We start from the raw sequence: 16,468 nt of genomic DNA, 5'->3' as shown, positions 1-16,468 counted from the left end.
TCAGTTACGCTGCATGATCGAAAGCGGACTAGCCGGCGTGGCGCCTGCCGCCGTTGGTGTATAAGCACGTCCGAGAGTGATCGAAGGCGTCGAAACCCGCGCGAGCAGCTGCCCGTCGATTCCCTCAATTGCATAGGCAAGCTCGACCGGCTTGATGTCTTTGGCGACTTTGCCGTCCCTGACGACCGTATAACCCCGCCCCTTCAGGGCCGCCTCGAGGGCGGATGCGAACTCCGATGCGTCCGTCTCCATTTTGATCGGGGTCGTAGCACCGGCCGGGCCGATCTGTTCGGCCAGACGACTTGCCATGTCGCCGGCGATGGCGCTTGCAGCCGGTCCGGTGACGGCCACAGGTGTGGAACTGGTGGTCAGTGCGTCGTCCGCCGTTTGGCAACCGGAGAGCAGCGCGCCCACGACGAAATATGTGAGAAGCTTGCGCATGGTTCAGCCTCCCCGCCGGATGGTGATCTTCTGCTGCCGCCAACCGACACCGGAAACGAGGATCGCCTTGTCGATCGCATAGTCGACGGTTATCATGTCGTTCTTCATGCGATAGTTGACGATGCGATTTTGACCGCCGGAGACGACGAAAAGCACAGGCGCATCCTGGCCGGAGATCGACTTCGGGAACTGGATGTAGGTCTTCACCCCGTCCGAATAGACCCGCTTCGGTTTCCACGAAGCACCGCCGCTGATTGAATAGGAGAAGTTCAGCTTGTCCGGCGCGGTGCCCGGAATGCCGCCCGTTTCGAGACGGGTGTTGATGTCGGCGAGCTTGGTGGACACGTCTTCCGGATATTCGAAACCAACGCGCGCCATGTATTGGCTCGGATGGGACTTGAGTTGGATGTGATAGGTGCGCCGCGATGTCGTCACGACCATTGAGGTGAGAAGGCCTGGCTCCGACGGTTTGACGATGAGATGGATCGCCTGTCCGCCTGTGGCCCCCGAAGTGGCCGGCTCTACCTTCCAGCGCACGGTGTCGCCGACCATAACATCGCGAACGATCTCGCCACCCTGAAGTTCGATGTCGCAGACCTGCAGCGGCGAGCAGACGACGGAAGGTTGCGTTTCGCCGAACAGGAAGATCACCTTTCCGTCCGGTCCCGTCGTCACCAATCCCGGCGTGCCGCGCCACTTTTTGGAAAGATTTGTTCCTTTCACCTCGTTGCTCGTCATACTTTGCGCCTGCGCGCCCGCCGCAAGCAAGAGTCCGGCCATGCAGCCGGCGGCCGCGATCAATCCCGTTTTTTTCATTGAAAGAATCCCTACCCTTAAAGCTGTGCCGTCCAGTCGAAATCCCGGACGTAGAGGCCGATCGGATTGAGGCGGATCGTCGCCTCATCCTGTGGCGCGGTGAGCGTCACCGTTGCGATCCCGCGGAACCGCCGCGTGCCGGTTTCCTTGCCCTTGCGGTCCCGCTCGTATTCCGTCCAGTCGATCTGATAGGTCTGGTTCGAGAGCGCCACGATGTTGTTGACCTCGATGGCAACGGTCGAGGACTTTGCCTTCTCGAACGGAGAATTGCCTCGGAACCAGGCGTTGACCTTCTCCGTCGACGGATCGGAGGTGCGAAGAAGAGCGTAGGTGCGGTCGATATATTGCTTCTGCACCACTGCATCCGGCGTGATCGAGCGAAAGCTCGTGACGAAGTTGCCGAGTGTGGCGCGCACCACGCGGACATCGGCATACTCGATCTGCTCGGGGAAGCCTGCGGTGACCGCAGTTCCGAGCTTGTCGACCTCGACGATGTAAGGCACGAGCCTCACTTGCGTGCTGAGATACATCGCGTAGCTGAAGCCGATGACGGCCATTACCAGACCGAGGACACCAACAATCCGCCATGCGGCGGCTGCCTTCACATAGGAACCATAGCGTTCGCTCCATTCCTGGCGGGCGGCAAGGTATGGGTTTTCCGGGGCGCGGTTCGCTGCCATTTATTCTTCCCTTGTCTCGATTACGGTTTGTCGTTGCGTTCGGGAGGAGGCTTCGGTCCGCTATGACCGCCGCGCTGTTCATCGAGCTTCGCATTGGCCAGTCCGAGAATGGACCCGGCATAAGCGCCCGGAGAGCCGATTGCCTTTTCCTTAGCGGCTGATCCGGCTGCTTGCGCGCCGGAACTGAAGCTCGCGCCCATGCCGCGAAGAGCGGCACCTGCAACGGATGAACCAGCAGCTCGTGCGGCTTGCGCGGCCGCAAAGCCTGCGCCGGCGGCGCCGGCGGCGAGGAAGCCAGCGCCTGCGGCGAAAGACGCCGCCTGCCCGCCGTGGCGGATCGCTTCCATTCCTCCGGACACCGATGCGCCCTGGACAACGCCCTGGATGATGTTCGGGACATACATGGCGATGATGAAGACTACGACGGAAATACCGGCGATCGCCAAGGTCGTAACGAACTGGTCCGATGAGGCAGTCGGAGCTTGCGCAAGGCCAAGCAGGACGTTCGATCCGATCTTGGCGATCATCACCAAGGCCATCAGCTTCATGCCGACGCCGAAGGCATAGACGAGGTATCGAACAGCAAAGTCTTTCGTGAAGGACGAACCACCCAGCCCGAGCATGATCATGCCGGCGAGCAGTCCGACATACATTTCGACCATGACCGACACGAAAATCGCTGCAACCAGCGAGAAGGAGATAACGACGATGCCCATTGCTAACACCGCCGCGATCGCCAGCGCATTGTCTTCGAAAACCCCAAACTGTGCCTGCTCCGACATTTGCGACGCGACGCGGATTCCGGCGTCGAACACCTCAGCGGGCGACGCTGAACCACCGCCGGCGCCAATCTGGAAAAGGCTGTCGACCACCGCTCGCGCAAAGGTCGGACCTTGGGTCAGAACGAATGCGAAGAACCCGATGAACATGATCCGCCGCACCAGTTCGGCAAACCAGCTGTCCAATGAGGCTGACTGGATCGCCAACCAGACGGCCGCAATGCCGATCTCGATCGTTGCGAGAATCCAGAATAGGGATTTCGCCGCCTCCATGATGGTGGTCTCCCACCCCCTCGCAGCAGACGAGACCTGGTTTTCCAATTCCGTGAGGACTTGCCCCTCCTGTGCGAATGCGGGAACGGCATAGGCGAGGAAAAAGAGACCTGTCATCAGGAACGAGCGTGCGACAGCAACCTTCACCATCTCGGGCGCATCTCCTGACCTTCCTTGATCGGCGGCAGCTCCTTGTCGGAGCCGAAGAATTTTTCCCGGACGGCGCGCTGCTCCTCGGTGAACGCAGATGTTCCTGTGTTTCGGGAATTGACGATCAGCACTGTCATTGCAGACGATGCAGCGGCGACAGCCAACAGCAAGGCAATCAGGACGGGGCGGCTCACCAGCGCGGCTCCATTTTCTGGCCCTCCGGAACGCTCTTGACCTCGGCGTTGAAGAACTTTTCCCGCCGCGCCTGCGCCAGATCCTTGTCGGTCTGTTCCGTCTGCAGCCAGGTTCCCATCATTGTCATCTGTTGGGAGACGAGACCGCGAAGCTTCTGCATTTGCGCGACTTGCTGAGCGGCGATTTCGTGCCCGACCTGCAAAGCCTTCATCTGCCCGTCAGCCGTCTCGGACATCGACCGCAGCGAGGACATCGTGTCTTCCTCGCTCTCGAACTGGTCGGCCGTGAGGCTCGCCGCCTTCAGCGAGCTGGCGATCGTGTCACGGTTGGTGTTCGACCAGGACTGATAGGTCGAGGAGAACGTTGCGTTGCTCGGTAAATTGGTCTTGAGATCGGCATAGCTCTGAAAGCGCTGCTGAAGAACGTCGTCCGCATTCCCCATCGAAAAGGCGATGCCCTGTCCCTGGTCGACGACACTGCGCAGCTGGTTGAGATCGCTTTCGACCTGCCCCCAGACATGGTCAGGAAGTTGCGCTGTGTTTTGCAGCATGTTCTCGTAGATCTTCAGCTGGTTCTGGATCTGCTCTGCAAGCTGGCTGATCTGGGTCAGCTGATTGTCGACCTGGATGCCGGAGCTTTTCATGAGGTCCACGAGCTGCGTATTGTTGGCGAGCTGTGTCCATTCCGTCGCGGCGCCGGTGGCTGTACCGGCTTGAACTGCGCCTGCGGCTCCGATCGTGAGAGCGGCGGCCGCCAAGCAGGCGAGCCATCTATTTGAATAGCGATGCGGCATCGTGAACTCCTCTCGTTTCAAGCCAGTGGATCGGCCAGTGGCGGCCATGTTCGGATTTCAGTGCGCGGATGCGTTTGAGGTCCTCTTTGCCCGACGCGCCGACGAAGCTCAGCGCAACTGGCCCAAGTGACATATCGAAGAGCCGCCGGCCCTCCGGCGTGGCGACGTAGTATTCGCGCTTCGGCATGGCGGTAGCGACGATCTCGATCTGCCGCTCGTTGAAGCCGATGCGCTCATAGAATTCCCGAGTGCCGAACTCACGGGCGGCGCCATTCGGAAGGCATATCTTTGTCGGGCAGGATTCCTTCAGCACGTCGATAATCCCGGATCGTTCGGCATCCGAGATCGATTGGGTCGCAAGAACGACGGCGCAATTTGCCTTGCGCAGCACCTTAAGCCACTCGCGTATCTTGTCGCGGAACACAGGGTGGCCGAGCATCAGCCACGCCTCGTCGAGGACGATCAGACTTGGCGACCCATCCAAACGCTTCTCGATCCGGCGGAACAGGTAGGTCAGCACTGGCACGAGATTGCGCTCGCCCATATTCATTAGTTGCTCGATCTCGAAGGTCTGGAAGGCGCCGAGCGTGAGGCCGTCCTCTTCCGCATCGAGAAGCTGCCCCATCGGGCCGTCGACGGTGTAGTGATGCAGTGCGTCCTTGATCTCGCGCAGCTGCACGCCGCTGACGAAATCCGAGAGTGAGCGACCAGAGGCGCTCGCCATCAGGCCGATCTGCCGAGAGATGGCGTTGCGATGATCGGGTGTGATGGTGACACCCTGCAGACCGACCAGCATCTCGATCCACTCCGCCGCCCAAGCCCGGTCGGCAACACTTTTGAGTTCGGAGAGTGGGCAGAAGGCCAATGCCCTCCCCTCTTCCGCACCGTCGCCGCCGATTTCATAGTGATCGCCGCCGGCTGCGAGCGTCAGGGGCAGAAGTGAGCTGCCTTTGTCAAAGGCGAAGATCTGCGCATGTTCGTAGCGACGAAACTGCGCGGCGATCAGGGCGAGCAACGTCGACTTGCCAGAACCGGTCGGACCGAAGATCAGCGTGTGGCCGACATCATCGACGTGCAGGCTCAGACGAAACGCTGTCGAGCCGCTCGCAACCTGCATCAAGGGCGGCGAATTCGGTGGGTAAAAGGGGCATGGCGCGACGGGGTTTCCGGACCAGACTGAGTTCAGCGGAATCAAGTCGGCGAGATTGCTGGTGTTGATCAGCGGCTCACGGATGTTGCAATACCAGTTGCCTGGCAAGCTACCGAGATAGGCGTCGGTGGCGTTGAGCGTTTCGATCCGTGCCCCGAAACCTTCCGCCTGGATCAGCCGCCGGATCGCTTCGGCCTTCTCCTGGAGTGCTTCGCGATCGCTGTCGAACAACACGACGACCGGTGTGTAATAGCCATAGGCAACCAGTTGCGACGAGGCCTGCGCGATCGCATCCTCAGTCTCGACTACCATCGTCATCGCGTCCTGGTCGACGGATCGACTTTGTGTCTGGAATATCTGGTCAAAGAACGGCCGGACCTTCTGCTGCCATTTCTTCCGCGTCCGTTCGAGCTTTTGCCGGGCCTCCTCGGCATCAAGGAAAATGAAGCGCGATGACCACCGATAAGTCAGCGGCATCAGGTCTAGGCTGTTGAGAATACCGGGCCAGCTCTCGGCCGGCAGACCGTCGATCGCAACGACGCCGAGAAAAAGGTTTTCGACCTTTGGCGTCAGTCCATGCTCAAGCTCCGCGGTGGCGATCCAGTCGAGATACATGGGAACGTCGGGTAGCCGGATTGGATGGCTTTCCCCGGTAGTGCAGAACCGCGCGAACTGCAGCAGCTCGTCGTATCTGGCAATTCGCTCGCCTCCCCTTTCGACCGTTTCACGGGTTTCCATTCGCCGGATCGAAAGCGTGTTGGCCAAATACTGCTCAAGCTCTCGCACCGCGTTCTTGAACACGAAGAGCACCGTGTCCGCGTAGGATTTTTTCCGGCTTTCCTCATCCGAATAGATGTATTTGCTGAGAGCAGTCTTTTTGGATTCGAGCGGCCGGTGGGTCAGGATCAGCGCATGCTTGCTCTCGAAATGGCCCTGCTCGCGCGCGAAATGCGCCCGACGCTCGGCATCGATTGCGCGGGTTACCGGGTCGGGGAAATGGCATCGATCTTCTGATGGATAGTCGACCGTTGGAATACGGATGGCCTCCACCTGGATCATCCAGCCGCTTCCGAGCCGCGACAGAACGGCATTGATCTGCCTCGACAGCTCGTTACGCTCGAGGTCGGTCGCGCTTTCGGAGTCCGGGCCAGCGAAATACCAGCCGGCCATCAGGCTTCCGTCCTTCAAGAGGAGGACACCATTGTCGATCAGGCCGGCATAGGGAACGAGATCGGCGAAGGAAGGGCCGGTTACCCGGAAGCGTTTGAGAGCTACCATGGCCGCCTCCTCAGTACCGTCGCCACGGCGTAGTGGTTGCCTTGTAGTAGCGCTTGTAGGAAATGTGTCTGATATAGACTTGCCGCATCAGTGGGTCGGACTTCGCCATCATCCTGAGCAGCCCGACGATCACGACCCAGACAGTGACGCCGAAGATCGCCGAATAGGCCGTAAGCACGACGAAGATCAGGATCACTGCTGCAAGACCGGTGATCAGGACCAGCTCCCGGTCGGCGCCCATGAGCAGGTTCGGGCGAGAGAGCGCGCGATGGATGCGGTTACGCCGCAGGCCGGACAGGGACTCAGCCATGATCTCCCTCCCCTCCTCTGTTCGAACCAATTGACGTGATCTGCTCGTTGGTCAGCCCGATCGAAGCGCCGGTCGCACCGAACAGGCCGACAATGTTGGTGGCGCCGAGCAGGATGCCGGCGACAAGAACGACGTACACAAGTCGCCGCGCGAAATCGTTGAGCTCGCCGCCGAAGATGAGCATGCCGCCGGCGATGGCCACGGCTGCAAGCGCGATCGCACCCGCGACCGGGCCGGTTATCGATTCCTGAATCTGCTGCAGTGGCCCTTCCCATGGGAGGCTGCCGCCGGAACTGGCGAGCGCCGGCGCGACAGAGGCAAGAACGATTGGCGCCGCCGCGAGCGCGGCCGCGATGAGGGTATGCTTACGCGACATGGCGCGCCTCCTGTTCTTCAGTGGGCTGATCGGATTCGATCTCATACTGTCCGTTGATGAACCGCTCGACTTGAATGATGTCGCGAACCAGCCGCCCCCGCGGTGTCCGCTCGATCGAAATGACCAGGTCGACCGCCTCTCCGATCACCTCGTGCATCGGCTGCTGGCTTGCCTCGGCCGTCAGCTGTTCAAGCCGACGCAGCGCCGACATGGCGGTGTTCGAGTGGATGGTCGCCACGCCGCCCGGGTGGCCGGTGTTCCAGGCCTTGAGCAACGTCAGGGCCGCGCCGTCGCGAACTTCGCCAACGACGATCCTGTCGGGGCGCAGCCGCATCGTGCTCTTGAGGAGCCGCGCCATGTCGATCGTATCGCTGGTATGGAGGAGAACGGCGTTCTCGGCTGCGCACTGGATTTCGGCGGTGTCTTCGAGAATGACGAGGCGATCGTCTGGGGCGGATTTGACGATCTCTCGGATCACAGCGTTCGCAAGCGTCGTCTTGCCCGAGCCCGTTCCCCCGGAAATGATGATGTTCAGCCTCGTGGAAATGGCACTGCGGATCGTTGCGGCTTGGTATTCTGTCATCACGCCGGCGCAAATATAGTCTTCGAGCGGAATGAGGCGTGATGCCCGGCGACGAATCGCGAAGGCAGGCTTGGTGACAACGGGGGGCAACAGTCCCTCAAAGCGATGGCCACCGATTGGCAGCTCGCCGGAGATGATGGGCTGTTCCGTGTCGACCTCTGACTGCAGCGCGTGCGCCACTGTACCAATGACCATCTCGGCGGCAGCGGATGACATCTCGCCGGCGGGCGCAACGCCGTGACCTAACCGTTCGATGAACAGCTTTCCGTCTGGATTGAGCATAATCTCGACGACATTCACGTCATCCAGGGCAACACAAAGCTGATCGCCGAGCGCATCCTGAAGTTTGCGGACGAGCCGAGGGTGAGAGCGAAGCTGGTTCACGTATTTCTCCTTAGGCTGCCAGGCTGACAGGGGGCGAGTTCAGAACGGTAGTTGGAGGGGCGAAGCCTGAGGAACGTATCTGCGTCGGCGGACAGGGTGCCTGCTACGGCCATCGTCACGCCGATCTTCTTGGGTTCGCCTAAACGATGCAGCTGCCACCCAACGCGAGCGAGGATCCGCTCAAACCGAAGATCGGTCACCGTAACAATCTCAGTGTACGCATTCGCCATGCACCATTCGATGATGCCAGCGAACATGGTGAGCGTCGCTTCATGGACCGAGCCGTCCGCCCTCCCCTCCGTGAGAGCCGTATCGACGCAGAACCGGGAACTCTCGATCATCGCGGCATGACCGTTGAGCTGACCGTCGGGGAGAAGCGAGGGGAAAACATCGGCTACCATCGTCGGACCAAGCGCCGGAAGAAGTCTCGCGCACCCAGCCAATTGGCCGGTCTCGGCGATGGCGAGAACATAGGTCGGTCGATGTGCGTCAAAGCCATCGGACTCGTACCCCGCCGTTACGTCCACCTCCCAACCGAGGCGGTCGGAAAAAACCCGCGCACGTAGCTGGTAGTGGAGGTGAAGGAGGTGAGCCTCTTGAATCGTCCGGGGTGCTGAAAACGCGAGAACCTGCATGAACTTTCTCCGTCGTTGTTGGTGGCGGCGAAATCAGCACAGAATTGAATCGAGAGGCAGTTGTAGGATCCTACAAGTCGCACTCACGCGAGTCGGCAAGGAAAAGCGATAAGGGGTGATCGAGGGGGCCTTGCGCAGCCACATAAACGCGGGGCGCATTGTAGGATTCACAGTAAAACGGACCATGAACGCGGCGGGCCATCCCCCTAGCTAAATCCATGAAAACGCAAGGAAAAGAAGCTATGGGTGTGCAACCCGTCGATTTTGCCTTAACCCTTTGTTAACCTTAATTCTCTTGCGGCTATCTGAGAATCGGGAGATAGTTGCGAAAATTATGGCTATGGGGCCATTTTTTCGAAAGTTCAGCCTCCCGGGAAATAGTTTGCAAAATGAGCCATCAGCAGCCCAACAGGTTTGACGTTGAGATCGCCCAGCAAGGGGCGAAGATCTCAAGCGCGTTGCATATGCTGCGCAGCCAGCAGTATCCTCCGGACGCTCGGAAGGGACTGCGCAAGTTTCAGCTCGGCGAAGTCGCCGAATTCATGGGCGTTACCCAGAGCCATCTCCGGCAAATCCATTCCGAAGGGAAGGGCCCAGAGATCGAATCGGTCAGCGGCCGACGCTACTATACCGCGGATCAGATGCTGGACCTCCGCGAGTACCTCGAAGCCAACAAAAAATCCGACAAGCGCTATTACGTTCCCCGTCGTCGTGAAGGCGAGCCGATGCAGGTCGTATCGGTCGTGAACTTCAAGGGCGGAAGCGGCAAGACGACGACAGCGGCGCATCTGGCGCAATACCTAGCCCTCACCGGTCACCGTGTCCTCGCCGTCGATCTCGATCCTCAGGCGTCACTTACGTCGTTGTTCGGCATTCAGCCCGAACTCGATGACACCGCGTCTCTATACGAAGCGCTTCGTTTCGATGATGAGCGCAAGCCGATCTCAGAGGTGATCCAGCCGACGAACATTCCTGGACTAGACGTTGTCCCGGCAAATCTCGTGCTGCAGGAATTTGAGTACGATGTGCCCCTGTCCATTTCCTCCCGGAAAGGTGACGAGGGCCGGTTGTTTCACATGCGCATTGTCAATGCGCTGAAGGAAGTGGATGACAGGTACGATGTTGTTATCATCGACTGCCCCCCGCAACTCGGCTATCTAACGATTACCGCGCTGATGGCCTCCACCGGCATCCTGATTACCATCCACCCGCAAATGCTGGACATCATGTCGATGAGCCAGTTCCTGCAGATGCTGGGCGGCATCATGACCCCCGTTGCAGAGGCTGGTGCAGAAATCCGTGTGGAATGGTTCCGTTACCTCGTAACGCGCTTTGAGCCGACCGATATTCCGCAAGCACAGATGGTCGGCTTTATGCAGTCGATGTTTGCACAACAGATGCTGCGAAATCACGTGCTTAAGTCGACGGCGATATCGGATGCATCGATACGAAAGCAGACTTTGTATGAGGTTGAGCGCGGTGATTTCGTTCGCTCGACCTATGACCGCGCTATGGAGAGCCTGAACGCGGCCAACGGCGAGGTCGTGGATCTCATCCACAGTGCATGGGGGAGGAAATGATCAACTTGTCAGCCGTTTTTTTCCCGCTTTTTACGAGCCGAGCCAATGCCTTATCGCATTTGATGGCGAATATGGAGGCCGATGATGTCGCGTGAAAACCCGTTCGCAAAACTGGATCTTTCCTCGCTGAACGAGAAAACGCCAACGAAGCCTGGCTACGGCATGACTGGCGCTGCAAAGACAGTCGTCCGGTCCATTGAGGACCTAGCGGAGAATACGAAGAAGCTCATGGAGGGCGAGGTGATCGTGGATTTGGATCCGCGACTACTCGACGTCTCCTTCGTAGCCGATCGACTTTCAGACGACGGGGAGGAATTTCAGGAGCTCAAGCAAGCGATCAAAGAATCTGGGCAAACGACACCTATTCTGGTTCGACCCAGTTCGTCAGACGGACAGCGCTACATGGTCGTCTTCGGCCATCGTCGCCTCAAGGTCGCTCGAGAACTCGGAATACCGGTCAAGGCCGTCGTCAAGAAGTTAGACGACATCAACTCTGCGATTGCGCAAGGACAGGAAAACTCCGCCCGCTTAAATCTCTCGTTTATTGAGCGTGCTTATTTCGCACAGAACCTGATCGCGTCCGGGATGACGAAGGACGTGGTCAGATCTTCGCTGGCGGTTGATGAGGCAATGCTCTCCAAAATGCTAGGCGTGGTCGATGTGGTCCCTGCCCCGGTCATCAAGGCTCTCGGCGCGGCCAAGAAAATCGGCCGCGACAAGTGGTTGAGCTTGCGCCAGCTGCTGCTGACCCCTGCCCTTCTGAAGATCGCCACGGGCTATGTGGAAACGGCTGAGTTTCTGAAGCTCGAGGAAGAGGCGAGGTTCGATAACCTGCACGGGTATCTCACCCGGTACAAGAACAAGTCAGCGGCCAAGAATCCGAAAAGCCCGAGATCGTCGAAAGAATGGACGTCGAGCGATAGTTCGCTGAGTCTCACAATGAATGCCAGGTCAAAGAAGGTCGCGATCGAGCTTTCGAATGCGGAAGCCAAACCCTTCAGCGATTGGCTTTCTAGCCGCATGGATCATCTGTACGACGAATACAGGCAGTCCAAACCTGAACGCAACGGAGATTAGACCGCAAAAGAAAAAGGCCCCCAAACGGTAAACCGCGGAAGCCTCTCTCGTTATCCTTAGCAAGATCGAGAATCGCATTTCCCGGAATCACAGTCAAGAGTTTTGGCACCGATTTGGTGAGCGGATTTCCTTTGCCTGAAGAAAGGTGAAAGAAAAATGCAAACGAGACATGTAACGACGCCCTTTGGGCGGCGGCCGGCGACGCTTGCCTTGGTGAAAGGGCAATTGGCGATCGCGGCTTCAGCACCAGGCACGCGTGTCGAAAAGTGGAAAGTATTTCGCGATGTGTGCGAAGCGAGGGAACGCTTTGGCCTGCAAGACAGAGCGCTTGCCGTTCTCGATGCCCTTTTGACGTTCTACCCTGATCCACAGCTCGATGGCGAGAACGGACTTGTTGTATTTCCATCCAATGCGCAGCTGTCCGTTCGCGCTCACGGGATTACCGAGAGTACACTGCGCCGCCAACTCGGAGCACTCGTCGATGCAGGACTTATCCAGCGTCGTGATAGTCCAAACGGAAAACGTTATGCACACCGCGATCGAGCTGGGGTGATCGAACAGGCTTACGGCTTTGATCTGAGCCCGCTGCTTGCGCGTGCGACCGAGCTTGCCTTGCTGGCTCAGGACGTAGCCGCGGAGCGTATGCGCTTTCGCCGGGCGAAGGAAGCACTCACGATCTGCCGCCGAGATGTCCGCAAGTTGATAACAGCTGCGATTGAGGAAGGCGCTCCCGGCAATTGGGAGCATGTCGAAATGATGTATATTGGAATTCTGGGGCGGCATCCTCGCTATCCGGACAGAAATCAAGTCGAAGCCACACTCGATGAGATGGAGCTCTTGCGTTCTGAGGCGCTCAACCTTCTGGAAATGCAATCAAAAACCAAAAATATGCACGGCAATGCCATCCCGAATGACCGCCACATACAGAATTCAAATACCGAATCTATAAATGAATTTGAACCTAGCTCCGGAAAAGAGCAGGGCGAGAGCGTGCCGGAAGAGCCTCAAGCAACGAGTGTGGCGCCTGGAGAGACGAAGGCAAAGCTCGAACAGATCAAAGTGTTCCCGCTGGGAATGGTTCTTCGAGCTTGTCCGCAGATTGGAGACTATGGGCCGGGGGGCGGCGTTGCACATTGGCGAGAGCTGATGACTGCGGCCGTGGTGGTCCGCTCGATGTTGGGTGTCAGCCCGTCAGCCTATGAGGAGGCCTGCGATGCCATGGGGCCTGAGAATGCAGCCGTGGCGATCGCGTGCATTCTCGAGCGATCGAATTTTATCAACTCAGCCGGCGGGTATCTGAGGGATCTGACGAGACGCTCGGAACGCGGCGAGTTTTCGCTGGGGCCGATGTTGATGGCGCTATTGAAGTCGAATGGAGAGGGGACGCGGATTGCGGGGTGACGGAGAATGAAACTATCTCCAGTCCAAGAGGCCACTGCAATGGTCGCGCGATCTTCTTGTCAGCCGTTTTTTTTCGTCATTTTTTGATATGAAACAGCGTGTTATCAACGCTGAAGGTGAGAAAAGACAAGGCTTGGCGGGCATCGCTCGTTCGCATAGCCGCTGATTTGTCCGGCGAAACGGGGGAGGGTATGTAATTAATGAGAGAGACAAAGGAGATTCAGCTCGACGAGTTGAACACTCTCGCTGATCGCATAGCGAGAGTCCGCGAAATGGCCGTAGAGATTGAGCGCCTTCCGGACGGGACGTACGCTCCCTTGGGGAGCCATCTGGCACCGGTGGAATGGTTCTCCCTCGCGGCCGTGACGAAAAGTACATCGAACGCTCATGCATTCCAACTCATGGTGCAAACCCGCAACACGATCGCCGCGTCCGCTCTCATCCGAATGCAAATCGAAGCGGCAATGCGTTTGTTTGGTTTAACACTCGTTGATGATGTCGAGGAAGCTGGAGCTCTTCTCATGAAGGGCGAGAAATATTCGGCTCTGCGCATGCGCGACGGTCGCACCAGACTGGTAGACAGGATCCTTCACGAGGAGCTGAGCAAACTATATGCGTGGGTATCGGAGACATATGAAGATACTTCCGCCTTCGTCCATCTCGACCGAGTGAACATCAATTCCAAAATCACCTATCTTGAGAAGGGCGGGTTCTTCAATCTGGCCGGCATTGATACCGCGCGTCCCGATGAAGCTTACTACCATCTCGTCGATACATTCTTTATTTCCTTACGAATGACGAGAGATCTGCTGAGAGATTTTCTCATGACCCGCCCTCAACCTGAGCACCGCCAGGCCGAGCTCGAAAAACTTCGTGAGAGTCGATATAGAGCGCTTGAATCGTCCGATCCGAGGCCAGGGGGAAATTCGGTAGGTGAGGATGACTCTTGAAGAGCTGAGTAATCAGTACCGACCTCTCTTGGCAGACGAGTCCGTGGCAGTACGACGGAGCTGGGAGGAAATGTTCAAGTATACTTTTAAGCACTATCCGAAGGACACTCCGTTGCGTGCTTTCAATCTCGACGTTCTAGCTGAACGTCTCTCGTCTTCCGGAATTCATCAGGCAATCGTCCGGGGATACGTGAAGCGCTGGCACGACCTGCTCGCTCAGGCGAGCGAAATTTAGATCAGGTGGGATCAACCGTTTCTACTGGCATGTTCAGACGCTCGGAGAGCGTCCCAGGCGTGGGCGCTCAACGTGGATCTTACGGAAGCCGCGGTCGTCCAGCACCGACTTGGCGGGTTGACCACATCCGAACGGATGGGGGAGCACGTCTGACGGACATAGGCTCCCCGATCCTTACCGCGGGCATTGTCGGGCGAAATCTGGAGGCCCCCAGCCTTTGAAGAAATTCACATAGTTTCGCTTCTCAAAAATGCTCGTGGTTTTCCCAGAAGTCGATGTACTCAACACCCATTTTTGACTTTGATATCCGCTTCCGTTTACCGGCGCATTGGAGAACGCGGCGGCGGAAAAATCACCCGTGATAAGCAGCTTTTAACCTGCAACGGTCCATGAATGGGCTGAGCGAGGACTATGGAAACGAGTTGCAGACGCAGACTCCACGCTTTCCGCCGCGAGGCTGCATTCAAGCTAAACTTTTTACGAGTGAATTATGAGCAAGAACCGGACTGAAGTTTTTATCGAGTTCTTAGGCGCAGACACGTCTGTGCCAAAGGTTCGCCACACCATGTGCGTCGTAATTTGCTTCATTGCGCCTGTTGTGATGGGCCTTGGAGTGTGGTGGTGGTTGCCGGATCATGGATGGCCCCTCCTTTGTCAGATCGCGGCTCCATTGTTTGGCTTCGGCGCGTCGGTCCTGTGGTTGCTCTGGCCTTGGTTCCGTACTGACATCGAAACGGCGCACCGCGTTATGGTGGTAACAAGTCGCGAGATCGATCACGACGGCGAACCCATTTCGGAAGAACCGTCAGAGATAAAGGTAACCCCCATCGGTTCTATCCTCGACAAGGCCGAGAAGGGAAGTTATCGATATGTCGGCGGCGCTCTAGCGCTTAGCTGGTTGCTGACCCTAATTCCGATTGTGCAAGCCGCGCGGGATCCAGCTCCCCCCTCCGAAGATGTCGCGATCTTATCGCGAAGCCTTCAGGAGCTCGCGTCGGCTGTTCATCAGCATAGCCAGAAGCTTGGCGATCTTTCCAGAGATCAAGCCCCATCGCGGGTCAGCGAGGCAACTATCCGAGAGCTCTCCGCCAAAATTGATGCGCTTGAGCGTCGAATCCCCCCGCCGCGGTAACCTATAATCTTTCGATACCATGTTAAAGGAGTCGCGCTGCCCGACCACTGCGGCGCGTCGCACTGTTATAGTAACTTGAGGCTTGCTGCACAGAGCGGTGCCTTGACTGTTCCATCGCCTCGGGGAGCGGAACGCCACGGTTGGCCGCCTCGGTGAGATATCCCGATCGCAGCCCGTGCGCCGAAAAATCCCCACTGTCCAGCCCAGCCAGTACCGCCCGCTGCTTAAGGATCGCGTTGACCGACTGCGGATCGATCGCCCGTCGCGAGATCGTCCCCCATCTGCCAATCGCCCGGAAAATGCTCCCGCTCTCGATCTTCGCAGCCGTCATCCAGGCATTGAGCGCCTCGACCGGCCGGCCGGTGAGATAGACGACGTCGTCCTGCTCGCCACTGCTAGTTTTGGTGCGACCGAGATGGATGGCAAGCGACGGGAGGGGAGGGCCATCCGGCATCTCGATCGGCGGCTCGACGGTCAACTGTTCGCGGCGCAGCCCGGCGATCTCGCTGCGCCGGCGGCCGCCGGACGCAAAGGCGACCATCAGGATCGCCCGGTCGCGCAGATCGCGCAGACTGTCGGTGGCGCAGGTCGCCAGCAGTCTTGCCAGCACGTCGCCGGTGACCGCCTTGGCGCTCTTGCGACCCCGCGTCCGGGGGACGGCGCGCACGGCGAGGCGAATGGCTGATTTGAGGGCAGGCGAGGCGAACGCGCCGTCAAAACCGCGCCATTTGGTCAGCGTCGACCAGTTCGCCAGCCGCCGGCGCACCGTCGATGGCGCGTGCGGGCCGACGGATTTCAGAAACCCCTGGCTTCGAAGGTTTTCGTCGACATCGGCCGGCATGCCGTGATCGGCATCGGTCTCGCGGTGTTGCGGATCCCACAGGTGATGGGCGACGAATTTCAGCAGCAGCGCCTCGGGTGCCGGCCAAGGGAGAGAATGTCCGGCGGCGGCCAATCCCCAGGCTTCAAGATAGGTCAGATCCGAGGTCAGCGCCCTGAGCGTGTTGTCGCCCATGCCCTGGTTGACCAGATGGCGCAGTGTCTCGACATCGCGGTCGGTGAGCAGCTCGGCAAGCTCGTCGCGGCGCTCCATCGGCAGGACGGCGGCAATGGTGTCGAGTTCTTCAGCGCGCCGCTCGACGGAAGTCTGTGATTTTCTGAGTTTGGCCACGGACGCTCCAAAATCGCGGGTTTCGCCGGCCTCCAGGGCCGTGATCTGCTGCGATTCTTGCTGATTTGCGCCGCCAAAT

At 58.6% G+C, this 16,468-nt stretch carries 17 protein-coding genes; 5 read left to right on the top strand and 12 right to left on the bottom strand.

Going from position 1 to position 16,468, the window contains the following annotated elements; all coding sequences use genetic code 11:
- Genes trbH through FHX03_RS26000 form a run of 11 tightly spaced genes read right to left on the bottom strand, consistent with a single transcriptional unit; the run spans window position 1 to window position 8,843 of the window.
- A complete protein-coding gene (gene trbH, locus FHX03_RS26050; RefSeq protein ID WP_183856157.1) occupies window positions 1-441 on the bottom strand; it encodes a conjugal transfer protein TrbH in 441 nt (146 codons plus the stop codon).
- Between the two features lie 3 nt (window positions 442-444).
- Entirely contained in the window at window positions 445-1,257 is an 813-nt protein-coding gene (gene trbG / locus FHX03_RS26045) for a P-type conjugative transfer protein TrbG (protein ID WP_183856155.1), read from the bottom strand.
- A 17-nt stretch (window positions 1,258-1,274) separates the two neighbouring features.
- Entirely contained in the window at window positions 1,275-1,937 is a 663-nt protein-coding gene (locus FHX03_RS26040) for a conjugal transfer protein TrbF (RefSeq protein ID WP_034523051.1), read from the bottom strand.
- Between the two features lie 20 nt (window positions 1,938-1,957).
- The gene (gene trbL, locus FHX03_RS26035) at window positions 1,958-3,139 is read right to left on the bottom strand and encodes a P-type conjugative transfer protein TrbL (protein ID WP_168259695.1); all 1,182 of its coding nucleotides are present in this window, start codon (window positions 3,137-3,139) and stop codon (window positions 1,958-1,960) included.
- Complete coding sequence (trbK, locus tag FHX03_RS26030) at window positions 3,133-3,333, bottom strand: entry exclusion protein TrbK (protein WP_183856153.1); 201 nt, start codon at window positions 3,331-3,333, stop codon at window positions 3,133-3,135. Before trbK ends, trbL begins: the two co-directional genes overlap by 7 nt.
- Window positions 3,330-4,127: a P-type conjugative transfer protein TrbJ gene (gene trbJ / locus FHX03_RS26025; RefSeq protein WP_131702482.1), complete on the bottom strand. Its 798-nt coding sequence runs from the start codon at window positions 4,125-4,127 to the stop codon at window positions 3,330-3,332. The genes trbK and trbJ overlap by 4 nt, the downstream gene beginning before the upstream one ends.
- Window positions 4,105-6,555 carry a conjugal transfer protein TrbE gene (locus tag FHX03_RS26020; RefSeq protein WP_183856151.1) on the bottom strand — a complete coding sequence of 817 codons (2,451 nt, stop codon included), beginning with the start codon at window positions 6,553-6,555 and terminating at the stop codon, window positions 4,105-4,107. The genes trbJ and FHX03_RS26020 overlap by 23 nt, the downstream gene beginning before the upstream one ends.
- Before the next feature lie 10 nt (window positions 6,556-6,565).
- Window positions 6,566-6,865 (bottom strand): conjugal transfer protein TrbD, encoded by a 300-nt coding sequence (locus FHX03_RS26015; RefSeq protein ID WP_131702484.1) that lies wholly within the window; start codon window positions 6,863-6,865, stop codon window positions 6,566-6,568.
- Window positions 6,858-7,241, bottom strand: a complete 384-nt coding sequence (locus FHX03_RS26010) for a TrbC/VirB2 family protein (protein WP_183856149.1) — start codon at window positions 7,239-7,241, stop codon at window positions 6,858-6,860. Before FHX03_RS26010 ends, FHX03_RS26015 begins: the two co-directional genes overlap by 8 nt.
- On the bottom strand, window positions 7,231-8,208 hold the full coding sequence (gene trbB, locus FHX03_RS26005; protein ID WP_127431484.1) for a P-type conjugative transfer ATPase TrbB: 978 nt from the start codon (window positions 8,206-8,208) through the stop codon (window positions 7,231-7,233). Before trbB ends, FHX03_RS26010 begins: the two co-directional genes overlap by 11 nt.
- A complete protein-coding gene (locus tag FHX03_RS26000; protein WP_183856147.1) occupies window positions 8,205-8,843 on the bottom strand; it encodes an acyl-homoserine-lactone synthase in 639 nt (212 codons plus the stop codon). The genes trbB and FHX03_RS26000 overlap by 4 nt, the downstream gene beginning before the upstream one ends.
- Window positions 8,844-9,232: 389 nt before the next feature.
- On the opposite strand from FHX03_RS26000, the gene repA reads away from it, so the two are divergent.
- The 5 genes from repA (at window position 9,233) to FHX03_RS25975 (ending at window position 15,218) form a co-directional block, all read left to right on the top strand.
- Window positions 9,233-10,423: a plasmid partitioning protein RepA gene (gene repA / locus FHX03_RS25995; RefSeq protein ID WP_131702485.1), complete on the top strand. Its 1,191-nt coding sequence runs from the start codon at window positions 9,233-9,235 to the stop codon at window positions 10,421-10,423.
- Between the two features lie 84 nt (window positions 10,424-10,507).
- Entirely contained in the window at window positions 10,508-11,500 is a 993-nt protein-coding gene (gene repB / locus FHX03_RS25990) for a plasmid partitioning protein RepB (protein ID WP_168259693.1), read from the top strand.
- Between the two features lie 156 nt (window positions 11,501-11,656).
- Window positions 11,657-12,901, top strand: a complete 1,245-nt coding sequence (gene repC, locus FHX03_RS25985) for a plasmid replication protein RepC (protein ID WP_183856145.1) — start codon at window positions 11,657-11,659, stop codon at window positions 12,899-12,901.
- A 200-nt stretch (window positions 12,902-13,101) separates the two neighbouring features.
- Complete coding sequence (locus FHX03_RS25980) at window positions 13,102-13,851, top strand: hypothetical protein (protein WP_183856143.1); 750 nt, start codon at window positions 13,102-13,104, stop codon at window positions 13,849-13,851.
- A 725-nt stretch (window positions 13,852-14,576) separates the two neighbouring features.
- The gene (locus FHX03_RS25975) at window positions 14,577-15,218 is read left to right on the top strand and encodes a hypothetical protein (protein ID WP_131702489.1); all 642 of its coding nucleotides are present in this window, start codon (window positions 14,577-14,579) and stop codon (window positions 15,216-15,218) included.
- A 22-nt stretch (window positions 15,219-15,240) separates the two neighbouring features.
- On the opposite strand, the gene FHX03_RS25970 is transcribed toward FHX03_RS25975, so the two are convergent.
- A complete protein-coding gene (locus tag FHX03_RS25970; protein ID WP_183856141.1) occupies window positions 15,241-16,389 on the bottom strand; it encodes a site-specific integrase in 1,149 nt (382 codons plus the stop codon).
- Window positions 16,390-16,468: the final 79 nt, after the last annotated feature.

The organism is Rhizobium sp. BK456 (genome assembly GCF_014194045.1).
In the GTDB taxonomy this organism is placed as follows: domain Bacteria; phylum Pseudomonadota; class Alphaproteobacteria; order Rhizobiales; family Rhizobiaceae; genus Rhizobium; species Rhizobium redzepovicii.
The sequence above is the reverse complement of the archived record's forward strand: the minus strand, read 5'-3'. Positions and strand labels throughout refer to the sequence as shown.